At 47.1% G+C, this 26,800-nt stretch carries 26 protein-coding genes; 25 read left to right on the plus strand and 1 reads right to left on the minus strand.

Annotated features, from left to right (window positions below; all coding sequences use genetic code 11):
- Positions 1-149 precede the first annotated feature (149 nt).
- The 25 genes from DESGI_RS03145 (at position 150) to DESGI_RS03250 (ending at position 25,155) form a co-directional block, all read left to right on the plus strand.
- Positions 150-569, plus strand: a complete 420-nt coding sequence (locus tag DESGI_RS03145; protein ID WP_006524658.1) for a Zn-ribbon domain-containing OB-fold protein — start codon at positions 150-152, stop codon at positions 567-569.
- A 106-nt stretch (positions 570-675) separates the two neighbouring features.
- Positions 676-1,836, plus strand: coding sequence for a thiolase family protein (locus DESGI_RS03150; protein ID WP_006524657.1), 1,161 nt, complete (start codon positions 676-678; stop codon positions 1,834-1,836).
- A gap of 49 nt (positions 1,837-1,885) precedes the next feature.
- On the plus strand, positions 1,886-2,641 hold the full coding sequence (locus DESGI_RS03155) for an SDR family oxidoreductase (protein ID WP_015617910.1): 756 nt from the start codon (positions 1,886-1,888) through the stop codon (positions 2,639-2,641).
- A gap of 29 nt (positions 2,642-2,670) precedes the next feature.
- Complete coding sequence (locus DESGI_RS03160) at positions 2,671-3,417, plus strand: SDR family NAD(P)-dependent oxidoreductase (protein ID WP_006520870.1); 747 nt, start codon at positions 2,671-2,673, stop codon at positions 3,415-3,417.
- 410 nt (positions 3,418-3,827) lie between these two features.
- A complete protein-coding gene (locus tag DESGI_RS03165; RefSeq protein WP_006520871.1) occupies positions 3,828-5,075 on the plus strand; it encodes a CaiB/BaiF CoA transferase family protein in 1,248 nt (415 codons plus the stop codon).
- Entirely contained in the window at positions 5,053-6,273 is a 1,221-nt protein-coding gene (locus DESGI_RS03170; RefSeq protein ID WP_006520872.1) for a CaiB/BaiF CoA transferase family protein, read from the plus strand. Before DESGI_RS03165 ends, DESGI_RS03170 begins: the two co-directional genes overlap by 23 nt.
- 145 nt (positions 6,274-6,418) lie before the next feature.
- The gene (locus DESGI_RS03175) at positions 6,419-7,624 is read left to right on the plus strand and encodes an acyl-CoA dehydrogenase family protein (RefSeq protein WP_006520873.1); all 1,206 of its coding nucleotides are present in this window, start codon (positions 6,419-6,421) and stop codon (positions 7,622-7,624) included.
- Positions 7,625-7,671: 47 nt separating this feature from the next.
- Positions 7,672-8,439 carry an enoyl-CoA hydratase/isomerase family protein gene (locus DESGI_RS03180; RefSeq protein ID WP_006520874.1) on the plus strand — a complete coding sequence of 256 codons (768 nt, stop codon included), beginning with the start codon at positions 7,672-7,674 and terminating at the stop codon, positions 8,437-8,439.
- A 487-nt stretch (positions 8,440-8,926) separates the two neighbouring features.
- Entirely contained in the window at positions 8,927-10,723 is a 1,797-nt protein-coding gene (locus tag DESGI_RS03190) for a sigma 54-interacting transcriptional regulator (protein ID WP_006520875.1), read from the plus strand.
- Between the two features lie 252 nt (positions 10,724-10,975).
- On the plus strand, positions 10,976-11,098 hold the full coding sequence (locus DESGI_RS25995; protein WP_281168082.1) for a hypothetical protein: 123 nt from the start codon (positions 10,976-10,978) through the stop codon (positions 11,096-11,098).
- 24 nt (positions 11,099-11,122) lie between these two features.
- On the plus strand, positions 11,123-12,418 hold the full coding sequence (locus DESGI_RS03195; RefSeq protein ID WP_006520876.1) for an acetyl-CoA hydrolase/transferase family protein: 1,296 nt from the start codon (positions 11,123-11,125) through the stop codon (positions 12,416-12,418).
- A 176-nt stretch (positions 12,419-12,594) separates the two neighbouring features.
- Positions 12,595-13,410 carry a methyltetrahydrofolate cobalamin methyltransferase gene (locus DESGI_RS03200; protein ID WP_006520877.1) on the plus strand — a complete coding sequence of 272 codons (816 nt, stop codon included), beginning with the start codon at positions 12,595-12,597 and terminating at the stop codon, positions 13,408-13,410.
- Positions 13,411-13,517: 107 nt separating this feature from the next.
- Complete coding sequence (locus tag DESGI_RS03205) at positions 13,518-14,156, plus strand: cobalamin B12-binding domain-containing protein (protein WP_006520878.1); 639 nt, start codon at positions 13,518-13,520, stop codon at positions 14,154-14,156.
- 1 nt (position 14,157) lies between these two features.
- Positions 14,158-15,312: a uroporphyrinogen decarboxylase family protein gene (locus tag DESGI_RS03210; RefSeq protein WP_006520879.1), complete on the plus strand. Its 1,155-nt coding sequence runs from the start codon at positions 14,158-14,160 to the stop codon at positions 15,310-15,312.
- Between the two features lie 13 nt (positions 15,313-15,325).
- Positions 15,326-15,469 carry a hypothetical protein gene (locus tag DESGI_RS25140; RefSeq protein WP_006520880.1) on the plus strand — a complete coding sequence of 48 codons (144 nt, stop codon included), beginning with the start codon at positions 15,326-15,328 and terminating at the stop codon, positions 15,467-15,469.
- A gap of 292 nt (positions 15,470-15,761) precedes the next feature.
- Positions 15,762-16,919, plus strand: a complete 1,158-nt coding sequence (locus DESGI_RS03215) for a uroporphyrinogen decarboxylase family protein (RefSeq protein ID WP_006520881.1) — start codon at positions 15,762-15,764, stop codon at positions 16,917-16,919.
- A 14-nt stretch (positions 16,920-16,933) separates the two neighbouring features.
- Positions 16,934-17,089, plus strand: a complete 156-nt coding sequence (locus DESGI_RS25145; RefSeq protein ID WP_006520882.1) for a hypothetical protein — start codon at positions 16,934-16,936, stop codon at positions 17,087-17,089.
- A gap of 63 nt (positions 17,090-17,152) precedes the next feature.
- On the plus strand, positions 17,153-17,386 hold the full coding sequence (locus DESGI_RS24300; RefSeq protein ID WP_157872712.1) for a hypothetical protein: 234 nt from the start codon (positions 17,153-17,155) through the stop codon (positions 17,384-17,386).
- An 87-nt stretch (positions 17,387-17,473) separates the two neighbouring features.
- Entirely contained in the window at positions 17,474-18,706 is a 1,233-nt protein-coding gene (locus DESGI_RS03220) for an MFS transporter (RefSeq protein WP_006520883.1), read from the plus strand.
- 702 nt (positions 18,707-19,408) lie between these two features.
- Positions 19,409-20,101 (plus strand): DUF1638 domain-containing protein, encoded by a 693-nt coding sequence (locus tag DESGI_RS03225; RefSeq protein ID WP_006520884.1) that lies wholly within the window; start codon positions 19,409-19,411, stop codon positions 20,099-20,101.
- Between the two features lie 263 nt (positions 20,102-20,364).
- Positions 20,365-21,027 (plus strand): cobalamin B12-binding domain-containing protein, encoded by a 663-nt coding sequence (locus DESGI_RS03230; protein WP_006520885.1) that lies wholly within the window; start codon positions 20,365-20,367, stop codon positions 21,025-21,027.
- The gene (locus DESGI_RS03235) at positions 21,020-21,718 is read left to right on the plus strand and encodes a GntR family transcriptional regulator (protein WP_006520886.1); all 699 of its coding nucleotides are present in this window, start codon (positions 21,020-21,022) and stop codon (positions 21,716-21,718) included. Before DESGI_RS03230 ends, DESGI_RS03235 begins: the two co-directional genes overlap by 8 nt.
- 178 nt (positions 21,719-21,896) lie before the next feature.
- Positions 21,897-23,774 carry an ASKHA domain-containing protein gene (locus DESGI_RS03240; RefSeq protein WP_006520887.1) on the plus strand — a complete coding sequence of 626 codons (1,878 nt, stop codon included), beginning with the start codon at positions 21,897-21,899 and terminating at the stop codon, positions 23,772-23,774.
- Positions 23,771-24,478: a hypothetical protein gene (locus DESGI_RS03245; RefSeq protein WP_006520888.1), complete on the plus strand. Its 708-nt coding sequence runs from the start codon at positions 23,771-23,773 to the stop codon at positions 24,476-24,478. Before DESGI_RS03240 ends, DESGI_RS03245 begins: the two co-directional genes overlap by 4 nt.
- A 116-nt stretch (positions 24,479-24,594) precedes the next feature.
- Positions 24,595-25,155, plus strand: coding sequence for an Rpn/YhgA-type helix-turn-helix domain-containing protein (locus tag DESGI_RS03250; protein WP_006520889.1), 561 nt, complete (start codon positions 24,595-24,597; stop codon positions 25,153-25,155).
- Between the two features lie 226 nt (positions 25,156-25,381).
- On the opposite strand, the gene DESGI_RS03255 is transcribed toward DESGI_RS03250, so the two are convergent.
- A complete protein-coding gene (locus tag DESGI_RS03255; RefSeq protein WP_006520890.1) occupies positions 25,382-26,773 on the minus strand; it encodes an IS4 family transposase in 1,392 nt (463 codons plus the stop codon).
- Positions 26,774-26,800: the final 27 nt, after the last annotated feature.

Below are 26,800 nucleotides of genomic sequence, written 5' to 3' on the forward strand. Positions count from 1 at the left end.
CTTAATAAGTAATTTTTGCTGTAGTAGTAGTGCTTAGAGTGAATTTACTTTTTTGAAAAACTGGCATAGTAATTGCAATATTCAAAATATATGAAACATTTACCCAACTTGGTGCCAGACATAGTTAAATCAAAAAAGGGGGAATTTTTATGGAAGAGCAGGTAATCTATCATCCTGATTTTTTTGTAGTATCAGAAGGAGGAGAGAAACCATATTTAATAGCATTCCGCTGCAAAGAATGTGGTAAAACGTGGTTTCCTATACTACCGTATTGTCCCAATTGTTGGTCAAACGAATTCGACAAAAGGGAGCTGCGCAAAGGTAAACTTTATACCTATACGATCATGTACACTCCGCAAAAAGGTATTAAACCACCCCTGGCTTTTGGGTTTGTTGACTTTCCGGAAGAAGGCGTAAGGGTTGGCGCGCAAATTGAAATGGATGCTGATGTTGAGAAAATAAAGGAACATATAAAAATAGGTATGGAAATGGAGGTAAGGGCTGGTGTAATTCGGGAGGACGCCAGCGGGAAAGATACTATAAGTTACAAGTTTATTCCTGTAGGATAAAATTTTACTCGGGATACTCTATTAAATTTATAAAAATACATGTCCTTTTAAAATATTAAAGCATACACTTTTTGACAATTTTCATATGGGAGGTGCAACAAAATAAATGAATTATAGAGATGTTTATATTATCGGTGTAGGTATGACCAAGATATATAAAAAGGCACCCGTAACCGCTGATGAATTAGGAAGACAAGCAATCCATACAGCAGTCAAAGATGCCGGTATTTCACCTAAAGAAATTCAATCCATATTTATCGGTGAAATGGGAGGTCTGTCCGGCAGCGTATGTTTCGGCCAGCGTGTTTGCGGAACCCTCGGGCTGGGCGGCGTTCCCATGGCCAACGTGGAAAGCGCTTGTTCCAGTGGGGCTATAGCTGTCCACCTGGCGTATAAAGATGTGGCGACGGGCAAAAGTGATGTAGCCATGGGCATAGGCGTGCAACACCTTTCCAGTTCAAGAGCAGCCGGCACCGGACTGGCACCGGACCCCAGAGACCCCGAAGGGATCCAGGGGGCGACAATGGCAGGTATATATGCCATGCGGGCCCAGCGTTACCTGCACGAGTTTGATGCCACACCAACTGATTTAGCCCTGGTTTCGGTTAAAAACCGCAGGCATGCAGCGATGAACCCGTATTCTTCTTACCAGCAGCCAATTACCGTTGAGGAAGTGTTAAGCGCCAGGACGATTGCCGATCCCCTCACCATGCTGATGTGCTGTCCAAACGCCGACGGTGGCGCGGCAGTAATCGTCGCCACCAAAGAAAAAGCGCTGCAGCTGGGCAGCAAGCTGGTCCGTATAGCAGCGAGCTCACTGACTTCCGGCATATTCAGAAACGACTTCAGAGACATGACAGAGATGGAAATTACCATTAGATGTACCAAAAAAGCCTATGATATGGCAGGCGTGGGTCCCGATGATATCAACATGGTCGAGTGTCACGACGCCTTTGCCATTGGAGAATTCTTATATTATGAAGCCATGGGCTTTTGTAAACATGGTGAAGCGGGCCACTTTATCAGAAGCGGCGGTCCCGATTACGGTGGCAAGGTAGTATTCAGCCCCCGGGGAGGCCTGTTATCATGCGGTCACCCAACCGGTTGTACCGGAGCCGCTCAGATTGTAGAGGCAACCTGGCAATTACGGGGCGATGCCGGAGCCCGTCAGGTGCCGGACTGTAAAGCCGCCATAACCCATGTGACGGGCGGCGGGGTATACGGTTTGGATAATGCAGCCTGCACAATGCATATACTTACACGTTAATCAACCAGCATGAAACATTAATTGAATTTACCGGGAGGAGGATAACGCAATGAGTGTGCAAGATAGAGTTGCTCTGGTTACCGGTTCCGGGGGCGGAATCGGGGAAGTGGTAGCCAAAACCCTTGCGCAAAACGGGGCCAGGGTGGTTATCAACGATATTAATGAAGAAAATGTGATGAGAGTTGCAGAAGATATAAAAAACGCGGGCGGAGAAGCACTGGGCTTTGTTGCGGACATCTCACAAAGACAACAGGTCCAAATGATGATTAATAGAACCGTGGAGCGTTTCGGCAGTATTGACATCCTGGTCAACAATGCGGGGATCGCCAAAGACAAGGGCTTTCTTGAAATGACTGAGGAAGATTGGGACAGTGTACTTAATGTAAACCTTAAAGGGATGTTTAATACCTGCCAGGCAGCCATAGCCCACATGAGGGAAAGGAAATACGGGCGGATTATCAATATTTCGTCCCGGGCCTGGCTGGGCTGGCCGGGGCAGGCCAACTATTCAGCATCCAAGGGTGGCGTGGTAAGTCTTAGCAGAACACTGGCACTGGAAATGGCTAAACATAAAATCACGGTTAACTGTATAGCGCCTGGGATTATCAGAACTCCTTTATTCGATATGTTAAAGGAAGAAGTACAAAAAAATCTGCTGGCACTCCAGCCCGTGGGCAGAATCGGAGAGCCGGAGGAAATTGCTTATGGCGTTCTGTTTTTCGCTTCTGACGAATCCAATTACGTTACCGGGCAAACCATATTTATTTGCGGCGGCAAGAGTATCTACAGTTCACTATCCGTTTAATGCTTTAATTGGAAGGAGGTTAAAAGGATATGCAAGTTAAAGATAGAGTAGCTCTTATCACAGGTTCGGGAGGCGGCATAGGGGAAGGAATAGCCAAGAAACTGGCCAAGTGCGGGGCCAAAGTAGTAGTTAACGACGTTGACAACACCAAGGTTGACCGTGTTGTGGGAGAAATCCTCGAAGCCGGTGGCACAGCCATGGGTATAGTTGCAGATATAACCAAACTGGCTGAAGTCGAGTCAATGTTCAATAAAACAGTTGAACAATATGGTCAAATTGACATTCTGGTCAACAACGCCGGGGTAGCCAGGGACAAATCAATCAGAAAGTTAACCGAAGAAGACTGGGACATCGTATTAAACGTCAACCTGAAAGGCGCGTTCTTCTGTGCTAAAGTAGCCTCTGAATATATGAGAAATCAAGGTTACGGTAGAATCATCAATATCTCCTCAAGGGCCTGGCTGGGCGGCCCGGGGCAAGCCAACTATTCCGCGTCCAAAGGCGGTATAGTCAGCCTCACCAGGACACTGGCCCTGGAGCTGGGCAGGAAAGGTGTTACCGTAAACTGTATCGCACCCGGTTTAATCGACACACCACTATGGCAAATTCTTACGCCCGAGATCCAAGAACGGCTCAGGAATAAACAACCCGGTAAAGACATCGGCAATGTTGATGACATCGCCAATGGAGTGCTGTTCTTTGCCGGTGAGGGGGCAGGTTACATTACCGGGCAAACTATCTTTATCTGCGGTGGCCGGAGCTTATTCGCGGGTTGATGTTAACTGGTTAATTAAAAGAATACCGGCAGCTGGTTTTGAGCTGCCGGTAAGCAGGAACTCTTGGCCTGCCGCGATAGAACCACCCGGCAGGTGAGAGAGGAGGTAAAGATACAGTATGGAATCAAAAACAAGTCCACTCGGATTTACCGTGGTGCCAGGTGTTGAAAGGTTGAAAGGTTGAAAGTTGAAAATGAAGACGATCAGGGGTAATGGCTCAATAAGTAATTTTCGCTGTAGTATTAACTGCGGGTTGATATTGACCGGTTAAATAAATGGGCTTTATCCCCTTCCCCTGCGGGAGGGGATAAAAGGATACCGGCAGCTGCTCTAAGTTACCGGTAAGCAGGAACTCTTGGCCTGCCGCGATAGAACCACCCGGCAGGTGAGAGAGGAGGTAAAGAAACAGTATGGAATCAAAAACAAGTCCACTCGCGGATGTACGGGTACTGGAATTGGCCGGAGAAGTTGGCAGCTGTGCCGGAAAAATGTTTGCAGATCTAGGCGCCGATGTGATTCATATCGAACCGCCTCAAGGTGATCCGGCCAGAGCATATCAACCTTTTTACAAAGATGTGCCCAGTACCGAAGGAAGTCTTGAATATCAGTACTTTAACACCAACAAAAGAGGTATGGTCCTGGATATAACCACCGAGGAAGGTAAGGAAATATTTCTTAAACTGGTAAAAACAGCCGACATCCTTATCGAGAACGAACGCCCCGGTTGCCTTGATCAACTGGGGCTGGGCTACAGTCAATTAAGCGCTGTAAACCCAAAGCTTGTTCATGTAGCCATAACCCCCTTTGGGCAGGATGGCCCGTATAAAGATTTTCCGCAGTCGGATCTGGTATGCATGGCTATGGGTGGCTTTTTATACCTGGCCGGCAAAGATGATGAAAAACCCTCCCGGGCATACGGCGATCAAGCATATATGATGGGTTCACTGTATGCGGCAATGGGAAGTATCATCGCCCTGTATCATGCTGAAGCAACCGGAGAAGGACAGTTTCTGGATGTTTCCATGCAGGAGAGCGTATCCACCGCCCTGGAAAACGCGGTGCAATACTATGACCTGGAAGGTATAATCCGCAGGAGCTTAATCGGTGCGGAAGCCGGATATGGTACATATCCCTGTTGGGACGGGTATGTCTTTGTAATGGCGGCCATGGGTAAAAACCGCTACCTGTGGGATCCCTTCGTTGATTGGCTGATCGAAGATAAAATTGAAGGCGCTGAAGTTCTAAGGGGCGATGAATGGTTGGACCCGCTGTATCGCCGCAAAGAGGAATCGGTAGAAACATTCAAGAAAATCGTTGAACCTTTCCTAATGAATAAAGATAAGCTGTTTTTATATGAGGAAAGCCAGCGCCGCAAATGCTGTGTTTTCCCCGTGAGCAGCCCCAAGGATGTTTACAACAATCCCCAACTGCAATACCGGAAATTTTTCAAAACAATGTACCATGAAGCACTGGGGGGCGAGATCCATTATCCCGGTCCTGCTTATGATATGACTGAGATGAAGTGGGAGCTGAGTAAACCGGCTCCGGTTTTCGGGCAGCACACCAGTGAGATTCTGCAGGAATTGGGGTATACACCTGATCAAATAGCAGTGCTGGTGAAAGGGGGTGTAGTGGTTGTCAAAGAAGATGCCGCTTGATGGAATTATTGTAGCCGACTTTACCTGGGTAGGAGCCGGTCCCATAGCCACCCGGTTCTTGAGCGAATATGGTGCCAAGGTGATTAAGATTGAAACAAAAAGCAAGCCTGAAATACTGCGGATGACGGGACCATTTAAAGACGGCATACCCGGGGTAGATCGAAGCGGCTATTTCAGCAACCGCAACCCCAATAAACAAAGTATCTCTTTAAATATGAAACACCCTAAAGCCCGTGATGTCGCAGCCCGGATAATTGAAAAGAGCGATCTGGTAATTAATAACTTCAGACCAGGGGTTATGGAAAAATGGAAGTTGGGCTACGAAGACGTTAAAAAGATTAAGCCAGATATCATATTTGTCACCATGTCAATGCAAGGATCATCCGGTCCGCACAGCTCTTACATGGGATTCGGGGCCACGCTTAACGCCCTGGTCGGTTTCAACCACCTGAGCGGTTTTCCCGACCAGCCTCCTTTCGGTACGGGAACAAACTACTCCGACCACGTTGCAGTGCCGACCCATACAATTTTTGCCCTTATGGCGGCGTTCAGACACCGCAATAAAACCGGTAAAGGGCAATTTATTGAAATCCCGCAGTCGGAAGCAGCGATTTGCATGAAACCGGTTGCGGTCATGGATTATGCCGTCAACGGCCGTGAACAAAGCCGCATCGGCAACAGGCATCTCAATGCGGCACCCCACGGGGTTTACCGGACATCGGGCGATAAAAGGTGGATCGGCATAGCCGTATACAATGACAGCGAATGGGAGTCCCTGAAAAATGTAATGGGTAATCCGGCGTGGGCCAATGACCCCAAATTCGCCACCAAAGAAGGGCGGATGGCCAACCAGGATCAGCTGGACAGCATGATTGAAAAATGGACCAGTGGGCAAGACGGCCATGAACTGATGCAAAAATTGGCCGGCAGCGGAGTGCGGGCCGGCATGGTGCTAAATGCCAAGGATATGTTGGAAGACCCGCAGATGCAAGCAAGGGGCCACTGGGTTTACCTGGACCACCCGGAAATAGGGGTAAGCGCGTATAACGGTTGTCCAGTCCACATGTCCAAAACGCCTGCCCAGTACAAAACAGCCGCGCCTTTACTGGGCCAGCATACTGAGGAAGTAATGAAGGAATTTTTAAATATGGACGACCGGGAGTATAAGCAATTAGAAGCTGATCAAGTGTTTGCATAACACTACAGCGATGGTGCCAGGTGTTGAAAGGTTGAAAGTTGAAAATGAAGACGATCAGGGGTAATGGCTCAATAAGTAATTTTCGCTGTAATAATAATAAAAAACCATATTTACCGGGTTACTTTTAACATAAGGGGGAGCACCTATGGATTTTTCCTTACCTGAAGAGTATGTAATGCTAAAACAGATGGTGCGCAAGTTTACCGAAAAAGAAATGTTTCCACTGGAACAAACCATTATCAACCGGGAAGCGGAAAGAGGTCTGTCGGACACGCCCGTCATTCCCCCCGAAGATGAAAAGAGGCTGCTGGAAAAAACAAATGAATTAGGCCTATGGGGTATCGACGTCCCGGAGAAATTCGGGGGGCAGGAACTGGGCTACCTGGCCAAGGTCATTGTGGTGGAGGAGATGAACCGTTCCATTGTTCCTTTGACGCTTCCTCCCGATGCACCGAACCTGAATTATTTACTGTCCTGCTGCAATGAGCAGCAATATGAAAAATACCTCTTGCCCTATGCTCGGGGAGAAAAAATATCCGCCCTGGCTATGACCGAGCCCAACGCGGGCACCGACGCCGGCGGTATCCAATTGCGCGCCGACCGCCGGGGAGATAAGTGGGTATTAAACGGCAGCAAAATGTTCATCAGTTTTGCCCATAAGGCCGATTTCTTCATCACCATTGCGGTATCGGATAGGGAAAAGGGCAAAAGGGGCGGTTTTACAGCCTTCCTGGTGGATAAGGACACACCCGGCCTGACTGTTGTCCGCAATATTCCGGTTATCGGAGAAATGGTATCCTATGAGCTTGTTTACGATAATGTGGAACTGGATGAAAGCCAGGTACTGGGTGAGGTTGGGCAGGCTTTTATCCCACTGCAGAACCGCTTTGGCGTGCGCCGTATGGAGCTGGGGGCCCGCTGCTGCGGAATGGCGGATAGACTAATTAAGCTAATGATTGAACAGGCCAATATTAGGACAACATTCGGCAAGCCCCTGGCTGATCGCCAGGCTGTGCAATGGTGGATAACTAATTCAACGATGGATCTGCATGCCGCGCGGTTGATGGTTTATCATGCTGCCTGGAAAGCGGACCAGGGGATTAAAGATTTGCGTTTGGAAGCAGCCATGGTCAAGGTATTTTGTACCGAGATGCTTACCCGTATAGCGGACCGGGCAATTCAAGTGCATGGCGGACTAGGCCTTAGCAAGGAAATGCCCATTGAATACATTTACAGACTGGTACGTATTCTTCGTATAGTAGAAGGTCCGTCCGAGATACACCGCTGGCTGGTGGCTAGGGAATTAACCAAGAAAAACAAGGTCTATGATACATTTGCACTCGAGAGGTAGTCTAATTTTAAAATTAGTTAATAAATCTAAAGGAAGGGGAATGAAGAGTGGGCGTACTTTTTGAAAAAGAAGGTCATGTGGCCATTGTTACCTTAAACCGGCCGGAGGCATTAAACGCCTTGGATCCTGAATCCTGGGATGAACTACAACAAATTTGGCACGATATAAAAACCGATCCGGAAATCCGTGTAACGGTTTTAACCGGGGCCGGGGAAAAATCCTTCTGTACAGGCTCGGATATGAAGAAAACCATGCCCCCCAAGGAGAATTATGCTTCCACATATTTTGAATCTGAAAGTTTAATTGCATCAATGGAAATGTGGAAACCAATCATCTGTGCCATCAACGGCTATGCCATCGGCGGCGGTCTGGAAATGGCCCTTGCCTGCGATATCCGCATAGCATCCTCAAAGGCTTCCTTTGGCTTATCGGAAGTTAAAGTAGGCAGCCTTCCCGGCCTAGGCGGCACACAACGCCTGCTCCGTGCCATATCATCGGCCATTGCCATGAAGATGCTTTTAACAGCCGAACGTATTAGTGCTGAGGAAGCATACCGGATCGGCCTGATTAGTGATGTTGTAGAACCCGATCAGCTTTTAGACTACGCCAAACAAATGGCCAACAAAATTGCCAATAATGCTCCACTATCAGTAAAAGCGGCCAAGCAGGCAGTTGTTATTGGCGCCGATCTGCCCCTCAGACAAGGTATGGCCTATGAAAACCTGCTCTGGGGAATACTCCGGGACACCGAGGACAGGATTGAAGGCCGCGTAGCATTTGCCGAGAAGAGACCTCCGCAATATAAGGGCAGGTAAGTTATAAAAGACAGTTTTGACTTTAACACTACAGTTTCATTTCGACGGTGAGGTGGTGCCAGGTGTTGAAAGTCAATTTTCAGCTTTCAACACCTGGCACCTGCCAAGACGACAAAAGCTTTGAACAATGGAGCCTTTACAAATACATTGCGACAACGAGAAACGAGGCTATCAAGTTTGAAAAAATCCCGGTTTTAAGCCGTAGCATATGGTATTGTTCTATAAAAGTACTAACAATTCGTTATATATATTCAATGCCAGAAAATTTATATCGGTCTTTTTATATACAAGGATGGGGTACCCACCAGGTAATACTTTTAGGTTAGCCCATAATTCCACCTTTAGTTAATTAAATTAAGCACTGACATATGTAAAATCTAATTATACAATAAATTAACATCAACAACAATAATTTGCCGCAACATAATCCAACGTTTAATAAGTGTTTAGCCAGTGCCTCAAATACTAGAAAAAGGTGGAAATATCAGTGAATTTACAGGATTATGTCACTGCCAGCCCGGTCCATGGCCACACTGAAGAAATACTGGATTGCGTCCACAATGGCATACTGGCCATTGATACCGGTGGTGTAATTACAGTATGCAATAAAGCAGCCGGACACCTGCTAAGTATAAATCCGGAGGATGTTATCGGCAAAAAATTGCTGAAAGTAATCGACGTGGGCCAGTGTACCCTATCCCGGGTAATTGCTACCGGCCAACCGGAATACAGTCTTAAAATTAAAGTTAACGGGCGAACTATGGTCTCCAATCATACGCCTCTCCTCACGGAAAACAAGCTGGTGGGAGCAGTTGCGGTGTTTCAGGACATTACTGAACTGGAGCGTGTGTCCTCGGAACTGGAAAGCGTGCGCCAGCTTTGCAATCGACTGGATACCGTCTTTGGTTCTTCCTTTGACGGCATTATGGTAACGGATGCCACGAGCAAAGTGGTTAGAATAAATAAGGCACTGGCCCGCCTGACTGGTTTGGACGACTCTTATTTTGTGGGTAAGCCTATAGAGGACTTGGTTAGAAATGGGATTTTCAAGTTTGAGTCGGTAACCGCCAAGGCCCTCCGGGAGGGCCGTACGGTAACCGCTTTTCAATATATCAACCCCAGTAAAAAAGAAGTATTGGTGACCGCCAGCCCGGTTTACAACGATGACGGCAGCGTTGCCTGGATGATAACCAATTTGCGGGATATCACCGAATTGAATCAGTTCAAGGAAAAGTTAAGAGAGTCCCAGATGAAGACCGCTCTTTACCATGCGGAGTTATCCCAGCTGCTCAAAGAAAAAATACGGCATGAAACAGTTATTGCCGAAAGTAAAGAAATGCTGAAAGTTTTAGACACCTCCATCAGGGTTGCCCAAACAGACAGCACAATACTTATTACGGGCGAGTCCGGAGCGGGGAAAGAAGTTGTGGCCCAGATAATTCACAACGTTAGTGCAAGATCAAAGGGTAACTTTATTCAAGTCAATTGCGGCGCCATACCTGAAAATCTACTGGAGGCCGAGCTTTTTGGCTATGAGGCGGGCGCTTTTACAGATGCAAGAAAACAGGGGAAAACAGGCTTGCTTGAACTGGCCAATAAAGGATCCATCATGCTGGATGAAATTGCCGAGATGCCCGTCAATCTACAGGTGAAACTGCTCCGGGTACTGCAGGAGCAAGAATTTTACCGCTTGGGCGGCACCAAAACCATCAAGCTTAATGTCAGGGTAATAGCGGCAACCAATAAAGATTTATGGGAATGTGTATGCCGGGGAACTTTCCGTGAGGATCTTTTTTATCGGATCAACGTGGTTCCCATCAATGTGCCTTCCCTGAGGCAGCGCCGGGAGGATATTATTCCGCTGGTGATGCATTTTTTAAACTCCATTAAAGAGAAATACCAGGTTGAGAAGCGTCTTGAGCCGGGGGCGCTGGACATGCTGGAAGAATACCGGTGGCCGGGCAATGTCAGGGAATTGAAAAATGTTATTGAGCGGCTGGTTATATTGTGCGAAGGTAATACAATTTCCGTTCAACAAGTGGCCGAGCAGCTTAACCGCAGCCCTAAACGACCGCTGAAGCCTGTGGTTGTAAACGGTTTACTTCCTCTTAAAGATGCCCAGGAGATGCTGGAAAAGGATCTTCTGGAGATGGCTATGAACAGGCACAAGACCACCAGGAAGGCAGCCCGGGCCCTGGGTATCGCCCAGTCAAGTGTAGTGCGCAAACTAGCCCGCTATAATATAAAATCGGTGCAGCAATGGACCACAAGTTTAGATATTTAATCGAAATTTCTTAATCTTTGTTGATATGGCACAACTTTATAGCACGAGCCAATTTTAATGAAACCGATGCCTCCAGGCATCGGTTTTTTTGTCCCTTAAACGGTTAAATGCGCCGGCTAATAAAAATGTTTACCGTTCAACATGTATATCTGACCATTCGGGCCATAAAAACGGCCATTCGCAGAGCAAGGACTGTACATAGGACCACCTTTTGCACTTTTTTGAATATTTATTAAAGCGTTAAAAGGATGAATGTTGCGGTATGTAAGGCTGCTCGATGCGGTATTGCCGGTGCTTGCAAAGGCGTGGCCGGAGAAGTTTGTTGTTGATGAGAGGGGTAAGCTGTGGGTAATTGTAAGGACCATGGCAATATAAAGGTTAAATTCTGGGAGGTAGAGTATGTTGAATGTAAATGAAATGTATGATCAGAAACTGGTTTCCCCGGCAGAAGCAGTTAAGGTAATTAAATCTGGTGACCTGATTTATACACCATCGGAGGGTAATGAGCCTTGTATCCTCTGGGAGGCTTTAGCCGATCGTAAAGAAGAGCTGGAAAATGTGGTTGTCAGGCAATTCTTGACCAGGCGCAAGCACCGTTATGTAGAACCATCCTTTGCACCTCATATTTTTATAGAGTCACTTTTTGTTACAGATGCTATAAGAAATTTAGTTCACGATGGATATGCAAGCTATGTTCCGTCAAATTTCAGTGACATACCCCGTATGATCAGGCAAACTAACCATGTGGATGTACTGATGCTCAGCGCGACTCCAATAGACGAATATGGATATATGTGCTATGGTCTGGGTTGCGACTATACTCTCGCTGCTATTGAAGTGGCCAAGAAAATTATTGTAGAAGTTAACCCCAATATGCCCTGGACCGGTGGTTATAACAAAATCCATGTCTCCCAGGTGGATCTTATTGTAGAGAGCAATGCGGAGTTGTATGAGCTGCAACCTCCACAGGTAACTGAATTGGATGAAAAGATCGGTTCCTATATAGTTGATCTCATTGACGAAGGTTCTACTCTTCAAATCGGTATAGGCGGCATTCCCGCTGCGGTATGCAAGTTCCTGGAACATAAGAAGGATCTTGGTATACATACTGAACTTATTTCTGACTACCTTGTGGGTTTACTGGAGAGCGGGGCGGTAAACGGGAGCAAAAAAACAATTCATAAGGGCAAGGTTGTTTGCACTATAGTCGAAGGCACCAAGAGATTTTTTAAATATATTAATAATCATCCATCTATTGAACTCCTTCCGGTGGACTATACTAATGACCAGCACATTATTGCCCAGAATCGTAAAATGGTCAGTATTAACGCTACTATTGAAGTTGATATATTTGGACAATGCTGCTCTGAAAGCATCGGAACCAAAATCTGGGGGGGAAGTGGAGGTCAGTCGGATTTTGCCAGGGGTGTTACCAAATGCCCGGACGGTAAAGGGTTTATCGTCATGAAATCTACGGCAAAAGGCGGTACTATATCCAAGATTGTTCCCAGATTGACTCCTGGAGCCATTGTGACTACCGGTATGAACTATGTTGATCATGTGGTGACTGAGTACGGAGTTGCCGAACTTCGTTATAAGTCCATGCGGGGAAGGGCCTTGGCGCTGATTAACATTGCTCATCCTGATTTCCGAGATGAGTTGCGCTTCGAGGCAAAGAAAATGAATGTCATTTGATAGCTAACCTAACCTAACGATTAACCAACTGAAAGCGCCATGTTTTAAGGCGCTTTTCTTTGTCAGATAATTAACTGTTGACAAAACAATCATAAATGATAGTATATATATAAATACACATGTATATACGTGTAGAGATCAGTTTCCAGTCAAACTTTAGGAGGGGAGTTCTCAAATTGATTATCATCGGGGAAAAAATCAACGGAACCATCCCGGGCGTAAAAAAGGCCATCGAAAATAAGGATGAGCAATTTATTCGCGACTTGGCTGTCAAGCAAGTTGAGGCAGGTGCGGACTATATTGACGTGTGTGCCAGCACAGCGCCGGAGTTTGAAGTTCAAACTTTAAAATGGCTGATGGATATTGTACAGGATGCCGTTGATACACCGCTGTGTATTGACAGCCCCAACCCCAGGGCAATAGAGCAGGTTTTTAAGTACGCCAAAGCACCCGGTATTATTAATTCTGTGTCTGAAGAAGGAGATAAGTGCGAGGTCATCTACCCCATGATCCAGGGTACCCGGTGGCAAGTGATTGCCTTGACCTGTGATCAAAAAGGTATCCCTTCCGACGTGCAAACCAGAGTTGAAATAACTAAAATAATGGTGCAAAAGGCCCAACAGTATGACATAACTCCCGACAGAATCCATATCGACCCGCTGGTAATGGCTATATCGGCTGATAACCAGTCCCTTTTAAACTTCATCGAGACATTAAAAGCAGTTAAAGAACTGTATCCTGCCATTAAAGTAACTTCAGGTTTAAGCAATATTTCTTTTGGTATGCCCCTTAGAAAAATCGTCAACCAGCATTTTTTAACCATTGCCACTTATGCGGGCATGGATTCAGCTATCTTGGACCCCTGCAACAGGGATATTTTAACCACCCTTTTAGCCACTGAGGCATTACTGGGTCGTGATCGGTACTGCCGGAACTTCTCCAATGCCTACCGAAAGAATAAAATCGGCCCGGACAGAGGCGGCCAAAACTAAACCAATTGATTTAGGACAAGCTTTTACCGGAAGGTTGGCGGAGTCATGAGCTGTTATCGCGAGGAGCGATAGCTTCTCGAACAAACATTAAAAGGAGGACACATTTTATGCTGGACGTGCAAGTATTAACCAAAGCGGTAGGAGATTTGGACGAGCCCAAGGTATTAGACATGTTAAAGGAATTTGTCGCTACTAATCCCGGCAGCGAAGAAACTGAAGCTGTGGTTAGCGCCTGCCAAAAAGGCATGGCTGTTGTAGGCGACTTGTTTGACGCCAAAGAATATTTCGTGGGTGATTTAATATTTGCCGGGGAATTATTAAACTCTGCTCTCGAAATCTTAAAAACGGTCATGGGTGGAGAAAGCAACGGTAAAGCAGGTAAAATTGTCCTGGCTACAGTGGAGGGCGATTTGCATGACATTGGTAAAAATATTTTCAAGAGCATGTCGGAAGCAGCCGGCTTTGAAGTATATGACCTGGGCATTGATGTGCCGGCCAGCACATTTGTAGAAAAAGTTAAAGAAATTAAGCCGGAAATACTGGGTATGAGCGGTGTGCTTACACTGGCCTTGGATTCCATGAAAAACACGGTGGACGCGCTTAAAGAAGCGGGACTTCGCGATCAAGTAAAAGTAATTATAGGCGGTAACCCTGTTACGGAACAAGCATGTCAAATGATTGGCGCAGACGCATTTACAACCAACGCTGCCGAAGGAGTTAAAATGTGTCAAGGGTGGGTGAGTTAGCATGATCGATACCAAGGCGCTGGCCCGGGAAAGGACACAATTGTTTTCGGATGTACTGGAAGGTAAAGTGCCTAAAAGAGTACCCATCTACGCCTTTATTCAACAAGAATTTGCCATACAATATGCGGGTAGGGATTTAGCGGAAGCGCAGTGGGATTCTGGCGCCTTTGAGGAAGTAGTCGATAAGGTGTGTCAGGACTTTGTGACAGATAATGTACCGGTGCATGCGGTCAGGTATCCATCAATTTATAGAATGCTGGGGTCTAAAAACTGGATAATGGGTTCAGGTGGTTTTATTCAGCATCCTGAAATTGAAGGTTTATCAGCGGAAGAGTATGATGATCTTATTGCCTCACCTTACAATTGTATTGTAGAAAAAGTTCTTCCCAGGTTATACAGTGAACTTGCTTTAGATTCACCTACCAAGGCTTTTGCACTGGCCAAAGCGTTTAAAGTTTATAATGATGAATTCGGTACACAAGCCATGCAAACGGCCAGATTAAAAGAAAAATACGGCTATGCCGATGTTAATTTATTCGGCACGATTTGTGAGGCACCGCTTGATTTCCTAGCGGATCAATTAAGGGGATTTAAAGGCATTTCTCTTGATATCAGAAGGGTTCCCGATAAAGTGGAAGCGGCCGTTAATGCGCTAACCCCTTTAGTAACTAAAATGGGCATGCAGTCTTTCCACGCAAAAAACACATGTACTTTTATTCCCTTGCATATGGCACCGTTCATGCGCGAGAAGGACTTTGCCAGGTTTTATTGGCCGGGATTTAAGAAACAGGTTGAAGAATTGGCGGAAGCTGGTTTTCAAGCATTCATTTATTGTGAACAAAACTGGATGCGTTATATTGACTATTTGGCTGAACTTCCGGAAAGAACTGTGATGTTCTTTGAAGATGGAGACCCCCGGCTTGCTAAAGAAAAACTTGGGGGAAAACATATTGTCACTGGTTTTTATCCGCAAACTTTACTAAAAACAGGGAATAAACAACAGTGTATTGATAAAGCCAAAGAGCTAGTGGATATTCTAGCACCAGGGGGCGGGTATATTTTTGGCTTCGATAAAGTGCTGATTACCCTGGATAGTATCAAGCCCGAAAACTTGCAGGCGGTGTATGAATATGTAGCCGCAAACACCGATTATTAAGGAGTGAATAACTGTGAAGACCAAATATTATAAAACCTGGGGGGAGTACAAGGCGGAGCATCCCGAGATAGATGAAAAACAGGAGCAAGCTATGGCCGCTAAAATGCAGGACTATGAGGAAAACTTGTTCAAATTTATTATGTTTTTATGTGTTTAAAAAAACCTTTGGGGCTTAAGATGGCCACTTAAGGTATATAGAGTATGGGTGCATGGTTAATCTTTAATGGACTTTAGTAAAGAATAATACAGGGAGGGCTTATTCTCTCTCTGTATTATTCTAATATGCCCCAGCATGGGTGGCAGTAGATGATTTTTAGTAACACTGGTGTTGAATAATTCCATCAGCCCGGCGCATACAAAGACAAAAAATATTCTAAATAAAGGGATAATTAAACATGTCGGGTGATTGGCCAAAAACGTAAAAAATTATTAAAGGTGGGTGAACTAATATGACCGATACCAATGCGCTGGCCCGGGAGAGAACTGAATTATTTCATGATTTGATAGATGGGAAAATCCCCAAAAGAGTACCTGTAGCCATGGGTTTTCCTATTGAGTTTGCCATTAAATATGCAGAAAAAGATTTGACCGAAGCTCAGTGGGATACCTCTCACCTGGAGGAAACATTTGATAAAGTATGCCAGGACTTTTTCTCGGATTTGCTGCCGGTCAACGCCTTTAGATTCCCTTCCTTCTATAAGCTGTTGGGTGCAAGGAACTTTGTCATGGGTTCCAGCGGCTTTTTGCAGCACCCGGAGATTGAAGGTATGACCCGGGAAGATTACGATGATTTTATTGCCAACCCTTATGATTGCATAGTGGAAAAGATACTACCCCGTATATATACAGAGCTGAATACCGATGCCAATACCAGGGCAATGACCATGGCCAAGGCTTTTAAGGCTTTCTTTGATGAAATGGGCAATGCTCAGGCAACTTACGGAAGGTTGATTGAAAAGTACGGTTACGGCAGAGTGAACTTTTTTGCCGGGTTTACCGAGGCTCCCCTGGATTTTGTGGCTGACCAGCTGAGGGGTTTTAAAGGAATTTCCACTGATATCAGAAGGATGCCGGATAAAGTGGAAGCAGCCGCTGAGGCCGCCACCCCCATTATGATTAAAAAAGGCCTACCGCCGGTTCCGCCATCCAAATATAACGCTGTCTTTATACCACTGCACATGGCACCGTTCATGCGCACTTCGGATTTTGAAAGGTTCTACTGGCCAACCTTTAAGAAATTGGTTGAGGCACTGGCCGAAGCGGGCTACCCGTCAAACCTTTTTGTTGAGCAGGACTGGATGCGTTATCTTGATCATCTGTATGAACTGCCGGAGAATACCATCATGAGGTTTGAGTACGGTGATCCCAAACTGGTTAAGGAAAAGCTCGGTAAAAAACATATTATATCGGGCTTCTACCCCACATCACTTTTAAAAACCGGGACCAAACAGCAGTGTATTGATAAAGCTAAGGATCTTATCGATATACTGGCACCGGGCGGCAAGTATTTCTTTGACTTTGATAAAGTTCCGGTTACGCTGGACAGCATTAACGTGGAAAACGCCCGGGCAGTGCTGGATTACGTGGCTGCTAATGCTAATTATTAGGGGGGGGATATTCGATGAGTGTTAAATTAAATACCAAGTATTGCAAATCATGGGAAGAATATAAAGCCCAGCACCCGGAAATAGATGCCAAGCAAGCAGAGGCAATGGCTCCTAAAATGCAAAGCTACGAAGATATGATGTTTGAATTTGTAATATATCTGCTGCTGTAATCTTGCTTAGGTGCCGGGTGTTGAAAGGTTGAAAGTTGAAAACGATTGCAGGAGATATGAAAATTGTCTTCGGGTAGTGGCACATCAACTTTTAACACCTGGCACCCATCAAGGCGGCGAAAGCTTCATGCGCTGGAAGTGACATGGGTGACATGGGGACGTTTCCTTTGTCTTACTTTTCGTTTGGTACCTTTCGTTCGGGACGCTTCTATCGCCTTTCCTACTGCCCTTCGCAGCGCTCAGGGCATACCACAGTGGCCACGGATACTGTCCCACCGCATTACTTTCAGCCTTTAGCTGCGTCGCGGATTCGTCCGGAGTAGTACAGGTAAAAACAGTTCGTTAACTGTCCAAATAAATAATGAATAGGGTTGAACAAAAACTATGAGTGAATGCGCAAAACTTTCGTCATTGCCATACCGCTGGGTAATTTTGCTTATCATGTGGTCTACCATGTGTGTCGCGCTTATTGCCCAGTTTCAAGTGGCAGCACTGGCCTACCAAATCATTCCTGACTTTAAGCTAACCTCCGGGCAGTATGGAATGGTTCTTACAGCTCCCATGCTGGCCGGCTTATTCTTCAGCTTTCCGGCAGGCGCCCTGGCGGACCGGTGGGGCGTTAAAAGAGTAGTTGCCGTAGGATTTGTTTTCTCCATAGTCGGGACGTTTTTTCGCTTTTCAGCGGAAAACTTTCTTCAATTATTCATCCTGATGTTTTTGGCCGGTATTTGTCCCGGCTTTTTAAATGCCAATGCACCCAAGCTGCTGGGGGCATGGTTTTCCAAAGCACAGATGGGCATGGCCATGGGCATCTATTTCTCAGCCACCGGTGTGGGTATGGGAATTGCTTTAGCCACCACAGCGTTGTTTCCCAGCACCAAAAGCGCATTTATTGCTGCAGGGATAGCCATGCTGGTAATCTGGCTGCTGTGGATGCTGTTTATTAAAGCCAAACCCGAGGGGGCCCCCGATCTGCCCGTTATGCCGGTGACTAAATATATTGGTGTAGCTGCCGGGAGTAAAAACGTCTGGCTGGTGGGCGTGGCGTTGATGTTCTTTATGGGCTCCTCCATGGCCTTTTCCGGGTTCCTGCCCAATGCGCTGCACAGTGAACAAGGCCTTAGGCCGGCCGCAGCCGGCTTTATGGCTTCCATAGTCACCTTCGGCACAGTTGTGGGCAGTATTTTGGGGCCGGTTATCTCCCGGCGCACGGGCAAATTAAGGCCTTTTTTAGCACTGGTGGCGGTTCTGGGGGCGGCGGCCGGAATTCTGGCGTGGCTGGCACCCCAGGGGATAGTCATGCCGGCGCTGTTTGCTTTGCTCGGTATCATGTTGGGCATGTGCGCGCCCATCTTAATGTCCTTCCCCATGCTGCTGCCGGAAATAGGACCTGTTTATGCCGGGAGTGCCGGGGGGATTATCGGTACCCTGCAGGTGGTTGGCGGAGTCTGCATACCATCATTTATAATTACACCGCTAGCGGGTCAAAATTACACCCTGTTCTTCGCCCTGGGCAGTTTATGCTTTTTCCTGGTGAGTGTGGTGGTATTGCTGTTACCCGAGTTGGGCGCCAAATCACAGGCCAAGGTTGGTGCTGATTTAGCCGAAGCCATGTGACATGGGTGTGACATGGGGACGTTTCAGTTGTCTTACCCTGAAGACAACTGAACCTTTCGATGACCATAAAACCTTAGATATGGCTGGATAACTTTAATTAAACCTTGATTTACATTGTAGTGTTAGCTCTTTAGCCCCAGGGCTGCTTGGCAGCAGGCTCTTTTCAACTCAGGGTAGCGGTCATTCATATGAGTGGAACTACCCCCGTAGCATTAGGCTACCGTGGCGTAGCGAACGTGGCATAAGCCAAATTATACTGTAGTACTAACGAACATCCCTGTTGACAAAAAACCATCCTAATTCTAAGATACACTTAGTATATGGTTGTATATACCTATCTATAAAAGGCGTCGGGTACGCCGTTCTATACTGGGAGAACCGCCTTCCTTATTAAAACTACAGTGATACAGTGTAAGGGGAGCGGTGTTAGAGGAGCCATGGGAATAGTTCAATCCCGCGAAACGCATGAAAGGTCGCACAATAAGACGATGAAAACCTCCTCGTATCACCCCGTGTCACCCGTTTTAGATCGTTTTACCCGTTTCATAGTGAACGGCCGTAGAGTAAGACAACCGAAACGTCCCTGTGTCGCAAACGTACGCGGAGTGAGTCAAACGAAACGTCCCCATGTCACCCATGTCACGTCCTAAAAGGCGCAGGGTACGCTGTCCTAGTCCCCATGTCATACGCGAGGATGATTTTATGAGCGATGTAATTATTGCCTGCCAAACATTAAGTGATGAATTGAATCTGGCCATGCAGCAAACCGGGGTTCGGTATCCGGTGATCTGGGTGGAATCTGATTATCATAACGACCCCAACCAGTTAAGGGCTAAATTGCAGCGGGAGATAGATGGGCTGGACGGGGTACACAACGTATTATTTGCCTATGGCTGCTGTGGTTCCGGGTTGGTGGGTTTAAAGGCTACTAGTGCCAATTTGATTATTCCCAAAACAGAAGACTGTATTTCTATGGTGCTCAGCAGGCCCGGTGAAGCATTTATACGTCCCAAAGAGACCTATTTTCTGACCAAGGGTTGGATGGAAGGTTCTAAAAGCATCTTTGTGGAGTATGAGCACGCCTTAAAGCGTTATGGTGAAACAAGGGCCCGCAGGCTATTTGATGTAATGCTTAAACACTATCGTTATTTTATGCTTATCGATACCGGAGCTTATCATGTGCGGGGCTGCCTGGACAAAGTGCAGGAACTGGCCCAAAACACCGGACTGCAAACCGTGGTGGCCGAAGGCGGCCTCTGGTTTTTGAAGCAACTACTCACAGGACCGTATGAGCAGGACTTTTGCGTGATCCCCAAAGGGGGGACAGTGGATATCAGCCATTTTGGCTTGGCGCAGGCTGTGCCGGTTCGCCAGGCTATACAGGGCGGGGTATAAACCACCGGGCTAATATCTCCTGGGCTAATACCCACTGGCACATAGCGGGCTAACAATATTTGCCCTTTTAATGCCGGACAACTTGCCGGGTAGATACCGGACATCTCATAGCCGAGCGTCAGGCATCTGAAGCGGGTCTATACAGTTTTTACGATAATACCGGGTATAGAGATAACCTGAGGGGTTTGAGGTCGCAATTATTTTTCCGAAGTCAGACCGAAGTTAAAGGTACAGAGATATCGTGGTTTCGGGGGGCGAAGTAAATGGAAGGCTCGGGTAAAAAAGAGCAGTTATTGATTAAACTGGTGGAGCAGCTGGACGAAGAAAAAGTGCTGGCCCTAGCCGGCGAAATGCTCAATGGCGGCATGGACCCGCTGTACCTGCTGGACCTGGTCAACGAAGGTATGAACCGGGTGGGTAAACTTTACGAAAGCAAAGAATATTATATCGCCGATTTAATTATGGCCGGCCTTATTTTCAGGCAGGTGCTGGAACTGGATCAAATGACTGCTCATTTCCATGCCAGGCATTTAAACAAAAAAGGCAAAGTTGTTTTGGGCACCGTCAAGGGAGACATCCATGATATCGGCAAAGATATTTTCAGGGGTATGTTGGAAGCCAATGGCTTCGAGGTTATCGACCTGGGGGTGGATGTCCCCAAGGAAGTGTTTGTCAAAAAAGTCGATGAATACAAGCCGGATATCCTGGGGCTGAGCGGTGTATTAACTTATACCGTAGAAACAATGAAAGAAGTAGTGGCTGCCTTTGAAGAAGCCGGGCTCAGGGATCGGGTGAAGATCATTGTGGGCGGCCACCACCTCACCCGGGAAGCCTGCCGGTATATCGGAGCGGATGACTTTGCCGGCGATGCCTCGGTGGGGGTAAAGATATGCCAGGCCTGGATGGGGGAATCAGCCAATGGTTAGCCCGGTTTATTTAAGGATAGTTGAAGATATTAAAGATAAGATCAGCAATGGCGTGCTGAAACCGGGCGATGCCATCCCATCGGAAAAGGCCTTGGGTGAAGAATACGGGGCCAGCCGCATGACCGTAAGAAAGGGACTGGCCATTTTAGTCAACGAGGGGTACATTTATTCCATTCCGGGCAAGGGTAACTTTGTCCAACAACCTGAACTCAACAAATACACGATATGTTACGACGAAATGAACAACTCCATAAACAGCGTGGATAAAACCAAACTGCTTGAAGTCAGCATAATTATGCCCGATGAAAAACTGGCCGGCGAGCTGCAGATTACCAGGAATAAAAATGTGATCCTGATCCGCAGGCTTTTTTATACCGACGGCACCCCCGTGGCCTATGACGTAAAATACCTGCTTTATCAAAAAGGGATGCCCATCGTGGAAAAGGAAATCGCCCATGCCACATTCCCCGAAATGCTGTCCAGCAGTGTCCCCTTGCTGGCGCTGCGCAAAGAGCTGTCCATATATGCTGCGGTACCGGATGAGGATATCAAAAAGCATTTAAATATTTACCATGAGCTGGCCTTGCTGGTGGTGGAGCAGAAACTTTACAACAGTGAAAACAAACCCATGGGACTGGGGATCACTTACTACCGGGGAGACTATATCAAGCTGCAAGGAGCCAGTCAATAAACGTTACCAAGCTGCATCAACAGGTGCAGTTTAGTTTTTTAGTTTACAGCTTGTTTCATTTGACCTTGTAACCATCGAAAACTTTTAACGCGGAAAATATATAAAATAGAACGGTAAAACAGAAGACGATATACAGAAGACGTATAAGTGGAGGACGTATAAAAATGGGGGAATTAACTTGAAAAGTTATCAAGTGATTTTTCAACCGGGGGATCAGGCCATGGAAGTGCAGGAAGGCAGCACCATTATGGAAGCCATGGACCAGGCCGGCATTAACTTTGATTTCCCCTGCGGCGGCCAGGGCAAGTGCGGCAAATGCCGGGTGCGGGTGCCGGCGGGGGCCGGTGATCCCACCGCCACCGAAAAGGAAATACTGGAACCTATGGAACTGGATAGGGGCATCCGCCTGGCTTGTGCAGCCAGAGTACACGGCCATATGACCGTGGAGCTGCCCGAACGGCTGCAGCACAATATTTTAATGGCCTCAGGGGAAAGGACATGCCGGATTGAGCCGCACTTGAAAAAAATATTTGTCCAGGTGGCTGAACCTTCATTGGAGGCCCAGCGTTCGGACTGGCATCGCCTCAAAGACAGCCTGGCCGGTCAGGGCTACAACTCCGCCCGTTTAGAAATACCGGTCGCCCTGCTGCGCCGGCTGCCGGAAACCATTCGCAGGGCGGGCCACGGCGTTACTGTGGTAATGTACGGCTCCAAAATCGAGGGTCTTGAGGAACACGACACCACACCGGCCATGCTGGGCATGGCCTTTGATATCGGCACCACCACCATAGTGGGGTACCTGCTGGACCTGTATTCCGGCCGGGAGCTTTGTGCTGTATCCACCCTCAACCCGCAAACCAGGTTTGGCGCTGACGTAATCTCCCGCATCACCTTTGCCAACCGGGAGGAGGGCGGGCTGGAAAAACTGCATGCCGCTGTGCTGGGAGCCATCAATAAACTGATTGGGGAAGCGTTAGAAAAAGCCGGTGCCGGCAAAGAGCAGATTTATGGGGTATCCGTCGCGGCCAACACCTGCATGCACCATCTATTTCTTGGCATCAACCCCGGTAATATTGCCGTAGCACCCTATGTCGCGGCCGTCAGCGAGCCCGTGGTGGCCGGCGCCGCTGAGCTGGGTATCGACATTAACCCGGCGGGTAAAATTTTTGTGCTGCCTAATATCGCGGGCTTTGTGGGGGCGGACACCACAGCGGTGCTCCTGGCCGCCGAAACGGACCGGAGCACCGGTATCAAGCTGGTGATAGATATCGGCACCAACGGGGAGATTGCCCTGGGCTCCGGGGAAAGGATGGTGGCCTGCTCCGCCGCGGCCGGGCCTGCCTTTGAGGGGGCCCAGATAAGCAGCGGCATGCGGGGTGCCGCCGGGGCCATTGACCATGTGCAATTTGAGGACAACCTGGCCTATACGGTGATTGGCGGGGGCCGACCCCTGGGCATCTGCGGTTCCGCTCTGCTGGATACAGTGGCCGGGCTGCTGGAGCTGGGTATGATTAACAAGCGGGGTAAACTATTGCCCCCGGGGCAGTTAACCGCTGAAGCGGCCAGATTTAAAGATTGTATTGTAGAGCACGAGGGCCAGCCGGCATTTGTGCTGGCGGGTGCGGATAAAACCGGCCACGGCAGGCCGGTGACGGTTACCCAGGGTGATATCAGGGAACTGCAGCTGGCCAAGGGGGCCATAGCGGCGGGTATCAGGGTATTAATGCAAACCCTGGGCGTTGAGCTGGACGATATTCAAGAAGTGCTGCTGGCCGGAGCCTTCGGAAACTATTTAAATCCCCACAGCGCCTGTGCAATCGGGCTGATCCCATCGGAACTGGAAGGCAAAATCACCATGATCGGCAACGCCGCCGGTACCGGGGCCAAATTAGCCCTGCTTTCCAGCAGTGAATTTCGCAGAGCGGCTCAAGTAGCCGAGTCTGTTGAATTTGTGGAGCTGGGCAGCTACCCCGGCTTTAACAGCATCTTTGCAGCCAACACTTATTTTAACCCAAAAACTCAACAAAAAGGCAAAAAGGTGGCAGTAAAGCAATGACAGAGCTGAAGATTTGGGAGATGAACCCGCCTGGTGTCAGGGTGGAGGACCTTTTTCAGGCCCAGGGGGCCGATTACAGAAAACGTCCTCCTCGCCCGGCCACAGTGGCACTATACCGGCAGATACTGGAGGAGGCCGCCCTGCTGGTCCGCCCCGTCATTATCTGGCGGGAGGTGGATATACTGGGGGCCGGGGAGCGGGAGCTTTATTTGGAGGATGGCCGGAAGTTAACCAGTCCTCTTTTGGTCACCGTGGCGGGAAAGGCTGATAAGCTGATCCTTTTTGCCATGACCATGGGAAGCGAATTGGATCATCGTGAGCTTTACTACAGCAAAACCGGAAAAATGCTGGAAGCCTTTGCCCTGGATGCGGCCGGAACGGCTTTAATAGTTAAAAGCAGCCTGGCGGTACTGCCCGAAATCGAGGAGCATTACCGCCAAGCGGGTTTTAAGATCAGCTTTCCCCTGGGTCCCGGTCACTCGTACTGGCCATCCCTGAAGGATATGCAGACTATTTTTTACTTTTTGCCGGCGGAGCAAATCGGCCTGCACTTAACGGAATCAAATCTGATGCTGCCCCGCAAATCCATGGCCATGGTGCTGGCGGCCGGGCACAACCTGCCCGATTTTAAGGGCAAGACCCACTGTGATTTTTGCAGCCTGCAGAAGAAATGCCAGCTGAGCCACTTTGAACAAAAATGCTAGACATTTGATGTACTCGCCCTGCTGAGAGAAATTTTCGCCTATTCCGTCTCGGCTAACTGCTCATCTGAAACCAGGGTACCGTATTTACTATACTCCATTCCTAGAAACGGCTAAGTATGATAATATGCACAGGCGGTAATATTTTCAAGACAAGAGAATTAGCTGTTCATAAAGGTAACCCGGCACCTGGCATTTACCGGGTGCTAGGGGAATCAATACCGGTTCAAATAATGGTGCTAAAAGAGCTGCAAGATCCAGAAACAGCCTATATGTTTGCGGTTTTTTTAACTGGTAGAGAAAAAATAAGACTTGACGCTATGATGACATTAATAAAAAAGCACCTGGCAGACCCGACCAGTCTCTATCGGCGCGATCTTTTGGAATTTAAAATAAAAAACCAGCTGATCTCCACTGAAGAAATGGAGGTGTTGTTAAAAATGCTAAATCAGGCAAACGAACAAGAAAAGGCAAAAATAAAGGAATTGTTGCAAAGTCATCCTTTTAGCCAGGAGGTTAAAAAAGAAGGTAAATTAGAAGGTAAATTAGAAGAAAAAAGGAAAATCGCAATAAAATTGCTACTTCTTAAAATGGATGTTGATACTATTGCTAAAGTAACTGGCTTAACGCAAACCCAGATTGAGGAATTGAAAAAGCAAATGCTTGATGGGAAGCCGTAAGCTAAAGGGGGTCAGTCCGTGCGCCAAGCTAAGGGCGTATCATATAGTGGGTGGGAACCAATGAACATAATATCAGCGCCAGGATGCAATATTCAAAAGCTAGTATTTAAGGAAAAATTATTATCCTCTAACACATCACAAACAGGTATTTACTTATAAACTCAACTTTCGCACCTTAAAAATAAGCTCAAGCTCTTAATATGCAAGCGTTTTGGAATTATTAATATCAAGCAACTGCTCTTTTCTGAAGCGAACTTTTCAGAAAGGCAGGTAATTGCTCGAAAAACGTATCCAAAAAATGTTGAATTTGTTCTTCAGAAAGAAGAAATTCCTTGCTAAATGATGAGGCGAAAAGATCTATGATTAAAAGAACAGCTTCGGTAAAGCGAATATCCTCAATTTCATCGCAACACAGATAAAAGAGCTCGCCAAGGGTCTTGGGGTCTTTCTCCTCTCTGGCACTTAAAGCCAGCATGATATATCGCACAAAGACAATGGTGGTATGAGCAGTAAGCGCATCATAACTACGGCACTGGAATTCCTTTGCCAAATGCAAATGGGACTTTGTGACTTTGAAGAAACACTCGATTTCCCAGCGTTTGCCATAAATACGGATAACTTCTTCATCAGATAGCTCAAGGTTTGTTGTTAAGATTGCCAACCATTTTTTTGAGCGGTTACGGTCTCGAACGAAGATGATTTTTACCAGAACGTCATTTCCGTTTTGGGCCTTACCAAGCCCGACAACGACGGATGATAGAATCTTGGCCCGCCCGCGTTTTTTGCGAAGAACTTTGTAAAGTTGACCCAATGTATATTCGCTTCCATTATAGGTGTAATAAACGCGGTGCATATTCTTGAGCATACAAACAACATGCAAATGGTATTCTGTCAGCACCCGCTTGATTACGACTGGAAAGGCAAACCAGCTATCAAAAAGCAGGGTACTCGCACAAAGTTGAAAAGGGTTCACTTGGTCGAGAAGCGAGAACATAGTTTCTGTGGATTTTTGAATAGCTTCTTTGCGACGGCGGTATCCAACTGTCCGTTTGTCAATCCTTTGATTTAGCCCCTGGTAACGATTTTTCTCTTTATCAGAGCTAAGCAGAGAGAACGCAAGGGGCAGAAAGGTTCCACCATCAGACCAACCCAAGGTCAGCATCCGAAACCCTTTCAGATACCGATTTGTTGAATGATCGTGAACCCGGGACAATAATTCAACCGATTTACTACGGTTTCTGGAATAAGTAGAGTCGTCTAAAATCAATACACGAGCCCGGCCCTCTGATGTCAGGGGTAAAAGTCTTGTTTTGATGAGAAATGAGCTGATTGTAACAAGAAATTTCCGCCAATTGAATGTAGGCCTGTTTAGAAAACGATATATCGCATCTTTGGAAGGAGCGTTATCTATACGACCTGACTCCAATGTTCGATAAAGATTTTTCCCTTGAAATACAAGGGAAAAGATAAATTGGAAAAGGAACAATGGCGATAGACCGGATTCTTTTCGGATATTCGCCTGGTGCAAAAAGGTTCCTATTTTTGCCTGCTTTATAAACCGATCAGAATAAGATTTAGCCTGTTCATTGTTATCATTTTTTGGTAAAATTATAGCCACAGAAAACATCCTTTCTTGGTGTGTTGT

It is taken from the genome of Desulfoscipio gibsoniae DSM 7213, from assembly GCF_000233715.2.
Lineage (GTDB): Bacteria > Bacillota > Desulfotomaculia > Desulfotomaculales > Desulfallaceae > Sporotomaculum > Sporotomaculum gibsoniae.